This window comes from Nostoc cycadae WK-1 (assembly GCF_002897135.1).
Lineage (GTDB): Bacteria > Cyanobacteriota > Cyanobacteriia > Cyanobacteriales > Nostocaceae > Nostoc_B.
Genome location: NZ_DF978422.1, coordinates 328,211 through 346,673, shown reverse-complemented (window position 1 = coordinate 346,673; position 18,463 = coordinate 328,211). Strand labels below are relative to the sequence as shown.

Sequence of the window (18,463 nt, the reverse complement as noted above, 5' to 3'; positions counted from 1 at the left end):
ATTTTGAAACGACGCAAATTTATTACAACCTGTGGTTTGTCAACCTTAGCAGCGCAGATACCTTTAGTTCAAGCTCAAGGTAAGCTGTCGCCAAGTACTATCCTCAAACCACGAAGGCTACAGCCAGGAGACACAGTAGGACTAGTTTCGCCGGCTGGTGTCATTGACGCAGAAGATTTAGCCAACGCCCAGCGATCGCTCACCCAATTAGGCTTAAAAATTAAATTAGGAAACCATCTCTTAGACAGGTACGGTTATTTAGCTGGGACAGATGCTAACCGCGCACAGGATGTAAACATGATGTTTGCAGATAATTCCGTCACAGCTATTTTGACTATGCGTGGTGGTTGGGGTTGCAATCGCATTTTACCTTTATTGAATTACGCCCAAATTCGCTCTCATCCCAAAATTATTATGGGATTCAGCGATATCACTGCTTTAGTATTAGCAATTTATGCTCGTAGTCGAGTCATTACTTTTCATGGCGCAAATGCCACATCTACCTGGAATGACTTTACAACAAATTACGCCAAGCGCATCTTATTTGATGGCGAAGCAGTAACAATGCAAAATCTCCAAACCGAAGATGTCCAATTTGAGACTATTTCATCGGGAAAAGCCACAGGTAAACTCATAGGTGGTAACTTGTCAGTTCTCGCCGCAATGGTGGGTTCACCTTATCTACCTGCTTGGTACAAAAATATTTTATTTGTGGAAGATGTCAGAGAAGATGTTTATCGGATAGACCGCATGTTAACTCAGTTAAAAAACGCTGGTATTCTCAATCAAATTGCTGGCTTTATTTTTGGCAGATGTACTGACTGTAGCATTGGCGATGAACCATCTTTTAAATTAACTCAAGTATTACGTGACCATCTAATTCCCTTAAAAATTCCGGCTTGGTATGGTTCAATGATTGGTCATATCAAAGATAAATTTACTTTACCCATTGGTTTGAATGTCGAAATAGATGCCGATGCTGGAACAATTAAAATGCTGGAATCGGCTGTTTATTAACGCTTAATTCCCTTAAACCGTTCTTTCGCTGCTTGAAACTCTGCTTGCATTACAGATTGAATTTTTTGCGGATCAGGTTTTTTTCCACCCATCACATCACCAAAATAAACACAAGCAGCTTCCCCTAAAGACCAAGTATAAGCCGCTGCCCAAGAAGCAGCGATCGCACTGCCAAAACCTGGGATAAATTTAACTAATTCCCTCCCGACTGCTTGGGCTAAAAATCCGCCGGCGATCGCACTTACAATTCCCCCTGCTTGAGATGGTGTGATAGTTTGCCCGTATAATTTACCTAACAGTCCTACCATCGATACTTGCAATGCTGTTAATACAGGCATAGTTGCAAAGGGTAAAGGTATAGCAGCCAAGGTTGCAGCCATCACGGAAAAAGTCAACATATACCGCCGTCCCGCATCTCGGTAGATATTACCAATTTCTTTACCCACTCCCTGGGCTAATAACTGATTAATTGCACGGGCTTCGGCTTCTGGTAATAATTCTGCTAAATTATCGCGAAACTCTTCTAAACCGTAAAATACAGGATTGTAACCATCTTCTTCTAAGGTGAAGTCAATCAACACAGCGCGATCGTATAATCCGCTAAAAGCTTGTTGAATTTCCGCAAAGGCGCGTTCAACTTCCGCGTAATCTGGCGGATAAGTTGGATGATCTGCTGCATCCGGAGAATAAACTTCATGTAAGCAAGTCACCGCCAGCAAACAGGGAATATCGGGATATTGCTGACGTAGTTTGTGGGCGATTTGTCGTAACGTATCAGTTGCAAAATCATTAATCTTGACAGTGAGAATTAACACCCGCGCACCACGACTAGATTTTTGCAAATCACCAAGCAACTCTTGAATAATTACCTGAGTTTCTTGGTTAACATCTCCCAGTCCCACCGTATCGGTAAAAATCAGCAACGGTAAATCATTTGAAGGATAGGCGTAGCGTTCGGTGTGCTGCGTATGAGGGCGAAATCCTTGGCCAATAATCTCTGGCGAAACTCCAGTTAGTCCCCGCACAATCGAACTTTTGCCAGCTTGGGGCTTACCAATTAACAAAGCTTCGGTAGTTGGTAATTCAGCACGGACAGCTTCTAAAATTTCTGCAATTTGAGCTTCGCTGATACTATACCATTCAACCACAGTCTGCGATACTTGCTCCACAGGTAAAAACTGCATCAAGCTAGTTGTGGCTTTTTTCCAGACACCTGCAATGCGATTTTGCCAAGCATCATTCGCCGACTGAGTTGTTGTACCTTCAGGCGGTTCATTGGTAGATTGAGAATCTGCTGATGGCAAATCAGTATTCGGTTGCTCAGTCATAGTGATCAAAACAGCAGATAGATTGCAACTTTATTTGGGCGATCGCTTAAGATGCTCACTTGTCATTTTAGATGATTCAACAGTCACCGAACCTATCACTTGCACCTAATCTACCAATCAACAAAGTTTCATACTCCTGGGGATAGAGACTCTGGGAATATCAGTAAATGCTGTATCCTGTTTAAACGTCCTGAAATCAGAATGCAGAATCAATTAGTAAGTAGGGTGTAACGAAGTGGAACACCAGATAATTGTTGCGTTACTAGATTAATTATCAGAATTTACTCAGACATGATATTAGCCATTACCAGTAGTCAAGATTTGGTGAGTTTACTACAATTCCCCTTCATGCAACGAGCGCTGATTGGTGCTGTGTTAATGGGGATACTTGGGGGTTTACTTGGGTGCTTTGTGACTTTACGTCAATTATCATTTTTTAGCCATGCAGTTGGTCATGCAGCTTTAGTTGGAGTAGCCTTGGGTGTGTTGCTACAGTTAAATCCTACTTGGATGCTGTTGCCCTTTACCTTAGTTTTTGGTGTTATTGTTCTTTACTTCGTAGATAAAACCGATTTAGGCAGCGATAGCGTACTGAGTATAGTTCTTTCTGGTGCATTAGCGATCGGCGTAATTCTCTCTAGCTTGATTCAGGGATATCGCGGTAACTTAATGGCTGTGCTTTTTGGCGATATTCTCGCTATTGACGCTACAGATTTAGCTTTAACGCTGTTGGTACTTATAGGAGGCACGATATTTTTATTATCGACTCTGCGCCAGCAAATTTTGCTAACCCTGAATCCTGATGTTGCCAAAGTTCAAGGCATTCCCGTGGAATTATATCGTTATGCCTTTGTAGTGCTGCTCTCTCTAGCCGTTGCTGTGGCAATTAAAGCCGTGGGAGTTTTATTAGTTAACGCCTTTTTAGTGATACCTGCGGCTACAGCCAAGCTAATGAGTCAGCAGTTTAGCCATTTTTTGTTGATGTCTGTGATAGTCGGTTCGACTAGCAGCATTGTCGGCATTCTGGTGTCAGGTATTTTCAACCTCGCCTCTGGCCCTAGTATTGTACTTGTCCAGTTTCTGCTATTCATAGCTGTGTTTGTTGTGATCAAGCTAGGGTGGAAAACAGCTTAATTTATTTTTTTTGATTACCCCTTGCAGAATCCTTTTTTGTTTGCTAAATTTATAAATCGTGGCGCAAAAACAAAGCCCGCGCCGGGATAGCTCAGTTGGTAGAGCAGAGGACTGAAAATCCTCGTGTCACGAGTTCAAGTCTCGTTCCTGGCATACACAAAAACCCCTTGAAATCCAACGATTTCAAGGGTCTTTTACTTTATTGACCCTGAGAAATTTAGAACAAATGTTCTAAATTTCTCAGAAATATTCGACATTATTGGACACCTTTAGACCAAAAAGTGGTGTAAAAATGGTGTAAATGGTGTAGAGTAGAGGATACTTACACCATCAATACATATGTACTCAAAAACTTCTAAGGGACGAGGGTATAAAGGATCTGTGTCAATCATTAACTCTAATGATCGATTGCAGTTGAGGTTTCACTATGGTGGTAAGCGCCATTACTTGTCTACAGGATTGCTTGATACTCCTACTAACCGGAAACTGGCAGAATATAAAGCAGCAGAGATTGAGAAAGATATCTTATACGAGCGATTTGACGAATCTTTAGCGAAGTACAAACCTGCATCGTCTCTAAGTACGGTTACACCAGTTACACCAATTCAAAAACCAAAACCACAGTTAAATGAGTTGTGGGAGAAATACAGCGAGTTCAAAAAGCCTCAAGTCAGCCCTAGTACTTTCGCTAAAGACTTTACTAAGCATCGAAATCACATCGCTAAGTTACCAACGCGATCGCTAGATGAAGCATCCGCTATTCGAGATTATCTTTTGGCGAACTTAACTCCAGATGCTGCCAAACGTTGTTTAACTCAGTTGAAAGCTTGCTGTAATTGGGCAATGGAAGAAGGGTTAATTGAGGCTAACCCGTTTGCTGCTATGAAAATCAAAACGCCCAAGGGTGCTACAGAAGAACAAGATGTGAATCCTTTCACTAAAGAAGAAAGAGATTTAATTATTCGTACTTTTGCTGGCGATCGCTACTACAGCCATTACACGCACTATGTACGCTTCTTATTCTTTACTGGATGCAGGCCATCTGAGGCAATTGCTTTGAAGTGGAAACACATTACAAATAGTGTAGTTCAGTTTCGAGAATCGGTTGTGGTTTCTGAAGATGGCTTAGTCCTGAAGGAAGGACTAAAAACCCAAAGAAAGCGCGATTTCCCAATCAATTCAGAATTAAAAGCGATTTTGGATGAGATTAAACCCGAAGAAACTAGCCCTGAAACATTAATTTTTAGCAGTCCAAAAGGAAAATTCATCGACCATCACAACTTTTCTAATCGTGCATGGAAGGCAATTTTAGCCAAATGCAGCATTCCCTATCGTAAAAGCTACCAGACACGACACACATTTATCAGCTTATGTGTCGAGTCACATATTAACAGCACTGCGATAGGGCGATGGACTGGAACCTCCGCTAAGATGATTGACAATCACTACGGTGCTACTAACTTTACAAATCTAAGACCACCTGAACTCTCTTGAATGGAGTAAAAAATGAATCAACCAAAAGAGAAGTTAATAAAACTTACGCTGACAGGTAGATATTGCCAATTAATTTGTACATTAATCAAAGAGGTTGGCAATCATGCGTTTTGGGATGCCACATGTAACTTTTTTCCGGTCGGCTCAAATAAAGGAACAGAAGAAGAGATAATGGCATTTTTTATGTCTAATTTACCAGATATGAGTTTACTAGAAGGCGGCAATAACCTACATTATGGTGTTATACAAATTTGGTTAATGATTAAAGAGAAGACTTTAGAGATAGCTCACTGTTTATTATCAATAAAAGGACAGCATAATGATTTTCTTCTACATATGCTTCATCATGGAATAATAGATGAGTGGACTTATCAATATAGATGGCTTGAGGCAGATCTTTATAAAAATATGTATAATCTTATCAATTGTAATCAGGGTAATCTGATTATAAGCAATTTAAAAAATAATTGGTCTTATACATTTGATAATAATTTAGAGTTAATATGCCAAATTATTCGAGAAGATCTTGAAGGAGAGTTTGGAGTTTATATTTTACCCTACTACCAATATAAAGCTAAGGATATTCAAGAAATTAGTAAACTAAAGCGAAAAGAACACCAAAACAAATTATCTCCGATTGAGAGAGAAAAACTATGGGCTTTAATAGATCAAAATACCACTAAGCATATTTGGCTGGATAGATTTCTCTATATAGCTAATGCTTTAGCTGAGAAAGGATGCTCCGAAATCAAGAAATTTTTAGAAATTCATTCAAATATTCTATATGCAATAAATAAATTGCAAATTAAAAGTTACTGCGACCCAGCGTTGAAGATCCATAAGCAAGTTTCTCATTATTGTGAGAATGGAGTGATTTCCTATGGTGTCAAGCCAAAATGGAAAGCTTAACAAATCTTTGCAGTTTAGACATCCTTTACGTTTCAAGGATTCCTAGTAAACAATGGTGTCCGTAATAGTACAAAAATACTTATGGACATCCAATTTTGTTCAAAAATAACTCTGCGCCAAAAGATAGGCTTATCAAACTCTACTTTCAAGAAGTATCGAAACTCTGGTGTTTGGTTAGAAGGAATTCACTGGCAGAGATTAAACACGCGCTCTGTTCGCTACAATCTGCCGTTAATATTGGACTGGGTAGCTAATCGTAATGCGCCAGAGGTTCATCAAATAGCAATTGAGAACTATTTGCGATCGCTACCTTCTAATCAGAAAAAATACAGCAGAAACAATTCATAGCTAATACTGGATAACCGCTTCAATCCTGTATTGGTTGCGTTGCAATACCTCATGATGTGCTGCAAAATATCACCTTGCACAAATGTGTAGGAACTGTGATTGCTTTCTGGGTTAGATACGTAAGCCTAGCAATATGCAGATAGCATACGAAATACAACAGGCGCTAAAAAAAAACTTCTCAAACTGAAAGCCATCTCTGATTGAGAAAGAAATATTTTAACCAGTATCAAAAGTACCAGAAGGTAGCACTTAAGTTCTCAAAAGCAGTTAATCAAATCATTTCTAAATATTTATTGCACTAGAGGAAGAGTGATCACCATGTATGCGCCAAGTAAAGGAGCAACTGCTCCTAAAATTGATGTAGCTCAAATGCGTGGGCAACTGGAAGCACTTGGATATAACAAGGGTTACATAGTCTATATCCGTGCTTTTTATCCCGCAAAAGATCCACGAAAAAACAACGATAAGGGTAGAAAACGAGAAACTAGGGATTTAGGAGAACTCGCCGAGATTGCTAGTCAATTGCAATCTGAGGGTAGAGGAGTTTACTTCGTTGTGAATGGCTGTGGACATAGAGATAAAGATGTCACTCAGTGCCGTGCGGTTTTTATTGAACACGACGATTTAGATAAAGAAGTACAGAGAGAATTATGGCGATCGCTTGGACTGCCAGAACCAAGTTTGCAAATAGATACTGGCGGCAAGTCTATACATAGCTATTGGATTTTTGATCAATCCATTGATCCTCAGCAGTGGCAAAGTCTGCAATCTGACTTACTGGAGTATGCAGACGCAGATCGCTCATTAAAGAACCCATCAAGGGTGATGAGGCTGGCAGGCTGTTGGCACTTTGCACCAAATAACGTAGCTAATGGACAAACTCAAATCATCCTTAATACTGGCAAACGCTATACCTACAGTAGTTTGAGAGAATTAATTCCATCCCATGAAGCAGAATTAAGAAGCAATCCGCCTGTTGCTGATGATTGGGCTGATATGCGAAAGCTGTCCCAATATCTAGAGGGTTATCAACCTGGAGGCCGTAAGAACTGGATAACTTGTAAGTGTCCCGTTCATGGCGGAGAAAGTAACGATAGTCTACACATCAATGAGCATACAGGAAAGTTTCATTGCCATAAAAACTGTGACACCAAAGAAATTTTTAGAGTCACTGTAGACATCGCTAGATCAAAAGGCTATATCGTACCAGAGAAACCCCAACAGGCGATCGCCAAACCATCAAAAGTTCTTGTTCACCCTACCGCTACCATTCCATACGATGATATTAAAGCTGAGTACATCAATTTGCTTGATTCTCAGGCATCAAAATCAGAAATTAGTCGTTTTAAAACTGAGATCAACAAAAAATATTATCCGATTAAGTTAAACAGTTTTCTAAGCAATGTAGAAGCAGAACATCGTAAATCTGAAGATGATGAACTGATAAAAGAAGACATTCAAAAAATATTAGAATCTTCCCAGACTGAGTTAGATGTTAGGCAGTTCTTACCACCAACAGTAGCAAAAGCTTTAATGTTATTCAGTATCAACCAATCACTACCACAGACATCATTAATGATGTGTTTAATCAGCGTAGTCAGTTCATCACACATGATTGGTACACAGGTTCTGATCGGAAATAAGCACAATGAATTTTATCAAAATCCAGCCATTAACCATGCTTTAGTTGGTGAGTCTGGAACTGGTAAGTCAATCATCTTTAGAGCTTTGGTAAAGAAGCCCCTAAATGCTTTAAGAGCAGCAGAAGCTAAACGATTTAAAGAAGAATCAGAACAATACAACAGAAAATTAGCTGTATGGGAAAAATCTGATAAATCCACTCCACAACCAGAACCACCAAAGCCATTAAATAAGATGTATTTAACTGGCTCCACATTGGAAGGATTGAAAGATTACATTGCAAAAACACCGGGCTACTCAATACTTAATGTTGTTGATGAATTATCAGGTTTGTTCGGTGGATTTAATCAATATAAACGTGGTCAAGGTAATGACCGCCAAGAATTTCTCAGTTTGTATGATGGCGATGGATTTAGTGAAGCGAAAGTTTCAAAGAACGTTTGTGTTGAGGCAAGTAACACAGCTTGGCTTGGTGGATTACAACCCTCGATACTTCATCAATATTTTCAGCTTGGAGCAAGTGATGGGCTACTGCCCAGATTTACTTTTTCGATACTGAATGAGGAGATACGTCTACTACCAGATGAGAACACACAGATTATTGACTTAACTGGACTGCTTCAAGGACTGTACAGAGGGACTCTTAATTGCATTCCTCAGACGTACCATATTACAGGTGAGGCTTACCAATATTTCCGCAGTGTAGACAAACAATGGCAACTTGAAGCGGCAAGACTGCCCAACGGTGCTTTGAAAGAGTTATTAAAAAAATGTAAAGGGCTGTTGGGTCGGCTATCATTAAACCTCCATATGATCCATGAACTATCAGATTCTTTTTGTGGAACTCCGCCAGCAATCATTCCCTTAATTCGAGTACAACAGGCGGCGAATATAGTTGAGCATCTATTAAAACAGATTCAGACAGTGCATCTACAAATTGCTGGAGAATCAACACAGTCTGCAATTTTAGCCATGATTAACCTTTCTAGAAAACGCCAATCACTAGGTGAGGAAGGATGGCTCACAGCACGAGATGTCAGTCTCAGTCAGAATGCTAAAGGACGGATGAAATCAGTCGATGTTAGAGAACTGATGAGTAAGGCAGTAGATATGGGTTATGGGGAATTAAGAGGAACTGGTAAGCGATTAGAGTTTAGAAGCGATAAAGTTGTAGACAACTTGTTGAAAACTAATAAAAAAACCTCAACTTCAATCACAACAATAACTTCAGACAAAAATAGTGAAAACTTTGTAGATGATTGTAGACCAATTGTAGATAATCGTTTATCTTCTGAAACTATTGTAAACAATGAATTACAGAAAGAAGTGTCTAATTTTGTAGACGATGTAGACGATTTCTCTAAGCGGGTGAATTTAGACAAAACATTAGTTGATCTACAAACAGATGCTTCAGTTGTTAACTTGGATAAAAATTTATATAGAGAATCGTCTACAAAATCTACAAATCAAGCTCATACTTCCGAAAGTATTGATAAAAATAGCTTTGAGCCTGTTCCTCATAAGTCTACAGATGAACTACAGTTGTCTACAAGTTCTGAGATAGAATCAGATGAAATCTTTACCAGCCATAGTTGTGAGCTAAATTCTCCATCTGTCTACAAATTTAAACGAGGAGATAAAGTTAAATACCAAGGTGTAGCCGTTGAAGTGGTTGGAATTTGGAACCAAAGATTATTCATTGACTTGGGCGATCGCACAATCCCAGTAAATATCACAGAAGTTGAGCCAATATAAGCACATCTGAAAAATAACAGTTGTGTTTTTAGTAGAGCGCGATCGCTAATAAAGTTCTAGAGCAAGCATAAAACAGCAAGGATAGAGAAGTTAGCAATGTGGGAAACTTTAAGTTTTACTTCACCTATACATAGACCGTATTAGTTTTACCACTTGTGAAGGACAGAAGTAATGATAATGACAGTAAATTTTTTAAGAGAAAGCTTATGGTTGCCGATCCAGAAATCTGCCGAGCTAATGGTAAAAAATCTCGTGGGCCAGTTACACAAAGGGGCAAATCTATTGCTTCTGGAAACTCAACACGACATGGTTTACTTTCGATTAATCCACCACTAGTGATGGGTGAAGATTTGGAGGTATTTCAAGGATTTGTACAGTCCTTAATTGACGAATATCAACCAACAACTGCTACGGAAAAACTGCTGGTGCAGCAAGTGGCAATGGGTTGGCTCAAGTTAAATCGGCTTTGGCAAGCGGAGGCGGCGATCGCCAATCTTGCTATATTGAGAGCCGAAATGAATTTTAAATTTCCTGATGCCTTGCAATCGCTCATGGATTTGGGAAGCGATAGAACTGGGGGTATGGAACTGAAAAATTTGCAAGCACAGATTAGACAGGAAGAGCAAAAATCGCTGGCTTTGCCCCAAGATACAGATAAATTAGCTCGATATGAGCGGCACATTTTAAAAGGATTGAACCAAGCATTGGAAAATTTAGCAACAATCCGCCAGCAACGGCAGAATCAGGATTCTATGGGTTCGTATGGTTATAAAACTGTTCAGCTAGTTAAATAGCCAATTCAACAGTTCCGTTTTGGATACTTTATCTTCTTGCCTTCAATACTGTGCGGGAATGGATAAGATTTTTCCAGTTTAAATTTCAAAGGTGGAAACGCCAGACACAACAGTCCGCATTAATTTCATTAGGCGAGCAATAGCACTAAAGTCTTGAACACCCGTTATATTTCGTTAATTTCACTAGCCCAATCAATCCCAAGATCGCGTTAATGGCTCAATTAGTATATCTGGATCAATCTCAATCACGGTAATATTAGCATTCTCTACCACCGTATTTCCCATAATGGTATTGTGCATTGCGTCAAATTTCGATTCTTCCTCTGCAATGCGCTCGTAGTGCAGAATTATATGGTAATGCTTGGTAATTGGCTCTCCAGAGCCAGCTCGCTCCACAGTGTCCCAAGCTATATTTTGTCGTTCTTCTGCTATTCGGCGATACTCATCGGCTAGTTGTTCTAAGGCGATCGCGATCGCGTGTTCTTTAGTTTGTCCGTAGCATTGTATATTTTCTCTAGGAGAATCGCTCAGAGACGATGATAATTGGCAAATATACTGTCCATTATCTTGAGGCTGTAGTGCGATCGCAATAGTTCCAGTGATGTTGGGGTTTACGTCAGTCATATTAATAACCACGCTGATAAATATTTACAGGATATGCTTACGGTTAAATTCTAAACTTAGATACAGCGCAGCTTGTTGTTAGGCATATTTATGAATGAGCGATCGCTGGGTCAATGTCAAAATTTACCACTTGAAATGTATACTAACGTTTGACGATAGTAACGCGAAACGATATCATTGTGATTGTTAATTTCAAGTCTGAAGAGACAAAGCTAATTTTTGAAGGCTTTACATCTTCTCAATACCCACCCAATATTCAGAAGACTGCTTTACGAAAACTACTTATCCTTGACGCAGCAACATCAATTAATGACTTGCGCGTTCCACCTGGAAATCGCTTAGAAAAGCTAGTTGGCGATAGAAGTGGGCAGTACAGTATTCGGATTAATGACCAATGGCGGATTTGCTTTGTTTGGACAGATGAAAACAATGCTTCGGACGTTGAAATAGTCGATTACCACTAAGTATAAAAATCATTATGAATAACAACCGATTGCCAAACATTCATCCAGGCGAAATCCTGCAACTAGAATTTTTAGAACAGTTGAACATCACAGCTTATCGATTAAGCAAAGATATAGGTGTATCTCAGACACGAATTAGTGAAATTTTATCTGGAAAGCGCAGTATTACAGCAGATACTGCTTTGCGTCTGTCCTACTATTTTGGCAACACTGCCCAGTTTTGGTTAAATTTACAAACACAATATGATTTACGTCAAGCCCTTGAAGAAAATTCAGAAGTTTACAATCAAATTCCTAAATTTCTCTCTAATGATGTAGCCTAAAATTCATACAAATCATGAGATTCTCGTTCTATTCGGCTGTTTCACGTTTGCGTTTTTCGATTTCGGCGATCGGTAGTAATAATGTCTCTTCAATTTCCTGCTTTTTTTTATCGCTCAATTTACAATTACTATTTAAACAGTCTACCAATATAACATTCATTCCCCAATATTTATTGAGGTTTGCTTCTTCCGCATCTGTAAAATTCCAGTCGTAACTAATATCAGCATATGAGTTTATTATATTTCTAAACTTTTTAATAAAAGCTGGTTGATTATTATTCCACCATTCATCTTCAAATCTGGAGTACCTAAAAACATTAGATGGAACTCTATGTAGCAGATTCCTTAAAGCTTCTTTAAGTTTTAAGTTATAGTCCAAACTTAATCCAAATCCAAGAAAAGTTGATGAATCTTGATTTTTTACATTCTCTATATAAAGTTTTTGTCCAAATGCTTTATCAAGTGCATAGTTAATGTCAATGGGCTTATCCATAGCAATAATTCTATTAATACTGCTCACAAGGCTGTAATTAAATCCACCAGGATATTTAATATAGCCTTCAAAGCTAGTAGCTAAACAAAAATAAAAAGCCCTTGCCATAGTTTGTCTTATAGAACCGTTAAATTTGCTGGCTTTCTTGTATACCCATTTTAAGAAATTTTGATACTTAGATAAATTCAAAAAACAGTCAATTTCTAGTTTTATAGAAACAATTAAAGTATCAACAGTCTGATAAGAAGCCATTTCACATACTAATAAAAAAGTTTGCCGCCAATAAATGTCTACAATATGCTGGGCTAATTTTTGCAAGTCTGAGTGGTTACAGAACCACTTGGCTACTAAATACTCTTGAAACGTTAAGTGCGAAAAAGACCAGACTTTATTTGCTCGCTCAATCAACAACCCATGCTGAGAAGCGATTGCCTTCAAAACTGCTCGACTATCCCGCAGCCCAATTCTCAAAAACTCTGCTATGTAACCCTCAATTTCTGCCTGCTCAAACAAAACATACTGCGGTTGCTCAAATTTTTTCACCGCCAGATAACTAAGTAACTCCAGCTTTTGTTCTGGCGATAAATTTCGGTAAATCTCATCTGGCTCAATCTCCCGTGACTTGTCCCACTGCTCTAGTAGTAGCTCTAATCCTTCCTCATAAAGCTTGGAACGCTTTGAGTAGAACTTGCTAGTTTGGTGAAACACAGCACACGTCAAACTCAGCAAAATTGGTGTAATCGCTAAATCCCGAATTGATTGATTCGCTTCTAGAAAAAGCTGATTGAGAAACTCCTGCGATTGTGTTAGTCCTGCTGAGTCATCCCCAATAACTGCCTGAAACCAATGCTCGGCAAATAATCTCACTTGAGCTTGACTAAAATCTGCTACCTCTACATAATCAAATCGCTCAAACCGCGATTCTTGGCTTTGCGTCCGACAAGTTACAATTACCTGTACCTGCGGATAAGAACGAGCAAACTGCTTAATTTGCTTGGTGATGTTCTTACCATCTTCCCCTGTTACTTCATCTAATCCGTCTAGCAAAACTAATGCTCGACCTTGATGGAAAATTAAATTAATTTCTGTATTTGATAACTGCCAGCACTGCTCAAAATAACGCTCCAGCGAATGTGCAAACTTACGTCCATCCTCTACAAACTCTCGTGATTTAATCAAAGCTTGGATTCGGTGCGCTTGTAAATTGCCAGCGTTACACTCGGTAACTATTCGTTGCAAATAAGTGGTCTTTCCTGAACCTGGTTTACCTACCACCATGAGATTCGTATTTTTCGCCAGTACCTCTAGTCCTGAAACTCTTTGCCGTTCTCTACCTAAGCCAATGCGATCCAAACTGCGATCGCCTGAATACCTCTCCATCCCAGTTGTAAAATCTTGCCACAAGTCATCGAGTTCTGACCTACGACTACTACTCAGTTCCTCTAGGATGTTCACATCCACAAACAAATCACCTAAAGGAACCCAGTGATCTACACCCCATAATGGCATCGTGCTATGTAATCGCTGAATATCATCATGAATGCGCGATCGCACTTGTTGCACCAGTTCATCAACAGACTGCTGGTTCTGCTCTTTAAATGCGGTAAATTGACCAGTAGCTTTTAGTTCCTCAAGGAGAGACCGAATTATTTCTCGAATTATTTCTGCATCTGCACCTTGGTAAATGCGATCGCCTACGTGAATTTCCTGTCCTTGTCCCAGGTTGACTGCATATTTCCCTTGCTGAGAGACAATTTGACCACCACTGAGCGATTGTCGCAGAAATGTTATGTCAGTTTCAGTCTGCTGTTTTTTGACGATGCGCTCAAGTATGGCGTTTAGTTCTTCAGGGGTGGTCATTTTGATTATGGTTCAGCAGTCAATTTTTAGTTGGGTTGAGATGGCGATTACTGTCCAGAAGTTTCTGATGATAACCCTTAATATCTTCATCACTTTCATTTCCCTTTTCAATCCGATTCAGGATTTCATTCCTTTCTTTATGTAACTAGCTCGTTAAGAACTGCTTTAACAAAACTTTCCATCACAGTTACCCATTCATGAATTTATCGATATGGCTTTTGATGTAAGTAAAAGCAAGATGCGAGTCCTCAAAAAAATCCAGTACAGTTTGAGGAATAACAATTACCCCAGCATTAGCATTATCCGTTGCATTAGTGCTATCAAGAGTAACTTCATCACTTATCCGAAACACTACAGACATCTCAGGCTGAATCTTCAGATTAGGAAGTTGATTAAGTAAGGCTAGGAAGCGAGGATAATCACTATTTTTCTTGATGTCACTGTAAGGAAAAGAATATGAATCGATTTTTAGACCTTCATCATGTTGATAAACTATATAGATATAAAACGGGGTAGTGGGAGCAATTGCATTTACTTCCAAAATTTCTTTAGATATTTTTCTGACTGTCTCAGCGTCAGCACCCCGATAAATACGATCACCAATATGAATCTCTTTCCCTTCCCCTATATTGATGTTGTACTTACCCAGTTGCAATGCGATTTGGCGATCACCAGCTAGAAGTAGCTGACGTAAAAATGTTATGTCTTCATCAGTTTGCATTCCTTGTTCAACCCGATGCAGTGTTTCCTCAAGGCGTTCAGCAGGTGTCATCTTGTTAAAAGCCTCTAGTTCGGCTTTAATATCTGGTTCGCCTTCAAAGGGTAATCCTTTCGGCTCAGTTTCACCACCTGCATAGTATGCCAGTATAAAGTTATCGGCTTGCTCGAAATTTAAAATGGGATGCTGGCGATCGCGTGTTCTTCTCGGTACTACTTCACGCACATACATAGCTAAATCTGCAACCCGCACATAACCATCTTTTTGCGAAGCTCCTTTACCTGCTAAGGCTTCGATTAACGCCAATGTAAAAGCACTGTAGGGTCTGCCGGCAAAGGATTTTTCATCGGATTGGGAGGAAGCGATCACTACTAGTGCTTTACCTTCATTAAACAAAGCTTGAGCCTCTAGTGGAAGCGGTGCTTTTTGTGCTTCATAGCCTAATTTTGACGTATTTCCTAATCCCCCACTATGGCAACAGTCAAATAAAATCAACAGCTTTTTGGCAGAAATTGCCTGTAGCTTAGTAATGAACTCTGCGCTATTAATCGCTGTTTTATGTAATTTGGTTTGGTCGTAGCCAAAAGGCATCAAGTAATAAGTTTTTCCTATAGGACTATTGACTTCATAACCATGCCCAGAAAAATAGACAATTACCGTAGAATCAGGTGTAGTTGATTTAGATAATTGATCTAAAGTGGTAAGGATTCCCTCTCGGTTTGCCTGTTCTTTAGTCAACAAATGCACCTGTTCAGGTGGATAGGCGCAGCGTTCCGCGTCTTTGAGAATATTGGCAAGACCGACAGCATCATCTACGGTGTTGGGTAAATCACCACCAACCCCAACAATACAGGCATGACCTTGGCTAAAGAGTGCGTTTCCTGATGAAATATTTGTATACAAATTTTTATCAGATTCAAAATAATCTAATTCCAACTCCTCAGCAACCTTTACATACTCACTACCCAAACACCTCAAAACCTGAGCCGTAACCGTTGCAAAATATCCAACTTCCTCAACAATCTTACTATCTCTAACTTGTCGCGGATTCCTCAATACGGCAGCAAAAGCCTCTAGTGACAAACCTGCTTTTTTCGCTACATACTTTGATACCTCATCCACTACATTCAAAACATACTGAGAAGGAACAGAATCAACGAATAACTCCCGCACCCCATCCATAAACTCATACTGAACATAATCAGGATTGGTATCTGCATTAATCTCAGATAATGGCTTTAATAATCCACCTAAGAATACCTCAGCCACATGAACTTGTTGAGAATCTTTCAAAAGTGTTTCCCTAATCAATCGCACAATTGGCAAACTAATAACAGGTGCAGAAGCTAATAATCCTGCAAGTTTTCTTGCCATTGGTGAAGCCGTTACCCGAAACGCCTGTACACGCTGTTCTGCACTCAAATCACTATGAGTAAGATTAAATAAACTACTTTCTTTATCAACAGGAGTTGCATTTAACTTAAAGACATATCCCAGTGTCCAAATATTGCCCCTACCTGACAACATTTGCGCCCAAGTAGCGACCTTATCTTGTTCTAAGGTAAATACAGGAACTTTAACCCCCGTTTCCTCATCCAGTTCATCCCAAAATGACACTTCCCTGGCGATTAATTTCTGGTTACACGCTCCCTGAGTCAACGCCTGCAACCGTACTTCTGAGGCTCTACCTAAAGCAGTTCTTTTCCACAGCCACTTAGGAAGCATCTGGACAATTGCTATTGACCCTTGTTTTGCCCAGAGTTCTAATACAGGTGTAACCCTTCCGTTGCGCCAGAGAGATGATACACAATCACTCACTACCAAAACCAAACGCCGACCACTGGGGTCAATTAATTCCTTGGGACTACGGAGAGTTTGATTTTTAGCTGCTGTACCAATACCCCGCCGAATCTGTACTTGTTCGTTTTCATCTGTAATTAGTCCCCAAACCCGCACATCTCGGAAAATTCCGTAGTTTTTTAGTAGTCGTTCTAATTCCCTAATGGTATATCTCCAAATTTGCATGGAAATGGCTTCATCAACCACTAATTCCAAATCTAACCAAGGTTCTACTGCGGGTTTAAGTACAGGTATCCAAAGCCCTTCATCAGCAATTCGTTGGACGGTGGCGGCTTCATCTAAGACTAATTCTTTCCCAGAAGGAACACGACGCATTAAGGGCTTTAACGCTCGTGCAAAGGTTAAAGGTTGGCGTAAAGAAGGAGCATCAGGAACTTTAAAAGATAAACCTAAAGATTTTGAGGTTTTTTGTTTGGTTGGAAGATAAATGCCTGCTTTTTGTTCTTTTGGTCGTTGATTTGGTATTTCTTCTAACTGTGTAGTATGTGATTGGGGTTTTGACAATGTTCTTTCGTCTTTCTGAATATCATAGGAGACTGACTCAGCTTGAAATCCATGCAATTGCAGTGCCAGCCAAATCGTATCAGCAATTTCTTCGGCTGACATTTCTACTTCTTTACTCAATGCAGTTATTAACTGGTCAATCATCTGTCCTCCGCACTGGTTAAGTATTTCAGCAACACTTCTATCAGGTCTTTTTCTTCTGCTGGTGCTGGTTTAAACTCACGAGTGACTAGATAAATGGCATTTAACAATTGATCTGTGGCTATATCACCACCTTCTCGTAATGTTCTAAATTTTGCAACTAATTCATTGATTTTTTCTTCATCATTCGTGATCACGTCACTACCTAAATGTGCTTTCACAATATCCTTTAAGGCAGTTGCATCAGGTTCATAAGGCATATTTAACCTTAAACAACGCCTCAAAAATGCTGGGGGAAAATCTCGCTCACCGTTGTTTGTTAACAAAATGAAAGGAAAATTTTGGCAGCGTACTTTACCGGCTTTAATGGGGACATCCATCCCGTCATAGGTGCGAACTTCTACCTGATTCACTTCTTTAGAAATCCGCGCTAATTCTGGAATTTCAAATTCCCCTTCTTCAAACAAATTGAGTAAATCATTGGGTAAATTAATATCGCTTTTGTCTATTTCATCAATCAGCAACACACGCGGACGATGAGAAGGAAGGAGTGCTGTACCTAATGGGCCTAGTTGAATGTAGCGACCAATATCCTTACTTTTATCACCCATCTGTACATCTTGCAGCCGAGCGATCGCATCATAACGATATAATCCTTCCTGCAAGGTAGAACGAGCAGTAATATACCAAGGTAAAACCGCCCCCAGTTTTAGTTCATACGCCACAGCATAAGCCAAAGACGTTTTACCTGTCCCAGGTTTTCCCGTTACTAACAAAGGTCGTCTTAAATACAGGGCAGCATTGACCATATTAATAACAGTATTTTTATCATTACTTTTATCAGTGTGGATGCGGAAACTTTTACCACGTTGCTCGTTCCTTGTATCCTGCTCTAAACCCTCAGAAAATTTTTGCCAGCGTTGCTCAATTTCGTTCACTAATTCATCATCTGCACCCAGAAATTTACGCCAACTGGGAGGCGGGGGAAGTTGATTAATATTATCGTGTGGTTCACTATTACCTTGAAAAATTTTCCAATCAGTCATTGTATTGATT

General features: G+C 39.6%; 14 protein-coding genes and 1 tRNA gene. 10 read left to right on the top strand and 5 right to left on the bottom strand.

Annotated elements, in window-relative coordinates; genetic code table 11:
* Positions 1 to 3 precede the first annotated feature (3 nt).
* Entirely contained in the window at positions 4 to 1,017 is a 1,014-nt protein-coding gene (locus tag NCWK1_RS03570) for a S66 peptidase family protein (RefSeq protein ID WP_103123748.1), read from the top strand.
* Here the strand turns inward: NCWK1_RS03570 and NCWK1_RS03565 are convergent.
* On the bottom strand, positions 1,014 to 2,345 hold the full coding sequence (locus NCWK1_RS03565; RefSeq protein ID WP_103123747.1) for a GTPase family protein: 1,332 nt from the start codon (positions 2,343 to 2,345) through the stop codon (positions 1,014 to 1,016). The two genes, NCWK1_RS03570 and NCWK1_RS03565, sit on opposite strands and share 4 nt — an antisense overlap.
* A 291-nt stretch (positions 2,346 to 2,636) precedes the next feature.
* Between NCWK1_RS03565 and NCWK1_RS03560 the strand changes: the two genes are divergently transcribed.
* The 7 genes from NCWK1_RS03560 to NCWK1_RS03530 all read left to right on the top strand — a co-directional run bounded on the left by NCWK1_RS03560 (position 2,637) and on the right by NCWK1_RS03530 (position 10,420).
* Positions 2,637 to 3,479, top strand: coding sequence for a metal ABC transporter permease (locus tag NCWK1_RS03560; RefSeq protein ID WP_096580173.1), 843 nt, complete (start codon positions 2,637 to 2,639; stop codon positions 3,477 to 3,479).
* 80 nt (positions 3,480 to 3,559) lie between these two features.
* Positions 3,560 to 3,632 (top strand) — tRNA-Phe (locus tag NCWK1_RS03555).
* A gap of 228 nt (positions 3,633 to 3,860) precedes the next feature.
* A complete protein-coding gene (locus NCWK1_RS03550) occupies positions 3,861 to 4,973 on the top strand; it encodes an Arm DNA-binding domain-containing protein (protein WP_340641193.1) in 1,113 nt (370 codons plus the stop codon).
* A gap of 12 nt (positions 4,974 to 4,985) precedes the next feature.
* Positions 4,986 to 5,882: a hypothetical protein gene (locus tag NCWK1_RS03545; protein ID WP_103123745.1), complete on the top strand. Its 897-nt coding sequence runs from the start codon at positions 4,986 to 4,988 to the stop codon at positions 5,880 to 5,882.
* A gap of 81 nt (positions 5,883 to 5,963) precedes the next feature.
* Positions 5,964 to 6,230, top strand: a complete 267-nt coding sequence (locus tag NCWK1_RS03540; RefSeq protein ID WP_103123744.1) for a hypothetical protein — start codon at positions 5,964 to 5,966, stop codon at positions 6,228 to 6,230.
* Positions 6,231 to 6,548: 318 nt separating this feature from the next.
* Positions 6,549 to 9,626, top strand: a complete 3,078-nt coding sequence (locus NCWK1_RS03535; protein ID WP_103123743.1) for a DUF3987 domain-containing protein — start codon at positions 6,549 to 6,551, stop codon at positions 9,624 to 9,626.
* A gap of 206 nt (positions 9,627 to 9,832) precedes the next feature.
* On the top strand, positions 9,833 to 10,420 hold the full coding sequence (locus NCWK1_RS03530) for a hypothetical protein (protein ID WP_103123742.1): 588 nt from the start codon (positions 9,833 to 9,835) through the stop codon (positions 10,418 to 10,420).
* Positions 10,421 to 10,612: 192 nt separating this feature from the next.
* On the opposite strand, the gene NCWK1_RS03525 is transcribed toward NCWK1_RS03530, so the two are convergent.
* Positions 10,613 to 11,044 (bottom strand): hypothetical protein, encoded by a 432-nt coding sequence (locus tag NCWK1_RS03525; RefSeq protein ID WP_103123741.1) that lies wholly within the window; start codon positions 11,042 to 11,044, stop codon positions 10,613 to 10,615.
* Between the two features lie 149 nt (positions 11,045 to 11,193).
* On the opposite strand from NCWK1_RS03525, the gene NCWK1_RS03520 reads away from it, so the two are divergent.
* A complete protein-coding gene (locus tag NCWK1_RS03520; protein ID WP_281259078.1) occupies positions 11,194 to 11,508 on the top strand; it encodes a type II toxin-antitoxin system RelE/ParE family toxin in 315 nt (104 codons plus the stop codon).
* A 14-nt stretch (positions 11,509 to 11,522) separates the two neighbouring features.
* Complete coding sequence (locus tag NCWK1_RS03515) at positions 11,523 to 11,831, top strand: HigA family addiction module antitoxin (RefSeq protein ID WP_103123739.1); 309 nt, start codon at positions 11,523 to 11,525, stop codon at positions 11,829 to 11,831.
* 28 nt (positions 11,832 to 11,859) lie between these two features.
* Here NCWK1_RS03515 and NCWK1_RS03510 read toward each other — a convergent pair whose 3' ends face one another.
* The 3 genes from NCWK1_RS03510 to NCWK1_RS03495 all read right to left on the bottom strand — a co-directional run bounded on the left by NCWK1_RS03510 (position 11,860) and on the right by NCWK1_RS03495 (position 18,453).
* Positions 11,860 to 14,184, bottom strand: coding sequence for an NACHT C-terminal helical domain 2-containing protein (locus NCWK1_RS03510; protein ID WP_103123738.1), 2,325 nt, complete (start codon positions 14,182 to 14,184; stop codon positions 11,860 to 11,862).
* A gap of 187 nt (positions 14,185 to 14,371) precedes the next feature.
* Positions 14,372 to 17,410 (bottom strand): SAV_2336 N-terminal domain-related protein, encoded by a 3,039-nt coding sequence (locus NCWK1_RS30020; protein ID WP_245894814.1) that lies wholly within the window; start codon positions 17,408 to 17,410, stop codon positions 14,372 to 14,374.
* Positions 17,407 to 18,453, bottom strand: coding sequence for an AAA family ATPase (locus NCWK1_RS03495; protein WP_103123737.1), 1,047 nt, complete (start codon positions 18,451 to 18,453; stop codon positions 17,407 to 17,409). Before NCWK1_RS03495 ends, NCWK1_RS30020 begins: the two co-directional genes overlap by 4 nt.
* Positions 18,454 to 18,463: the final 10 nt, after the last annotated feature.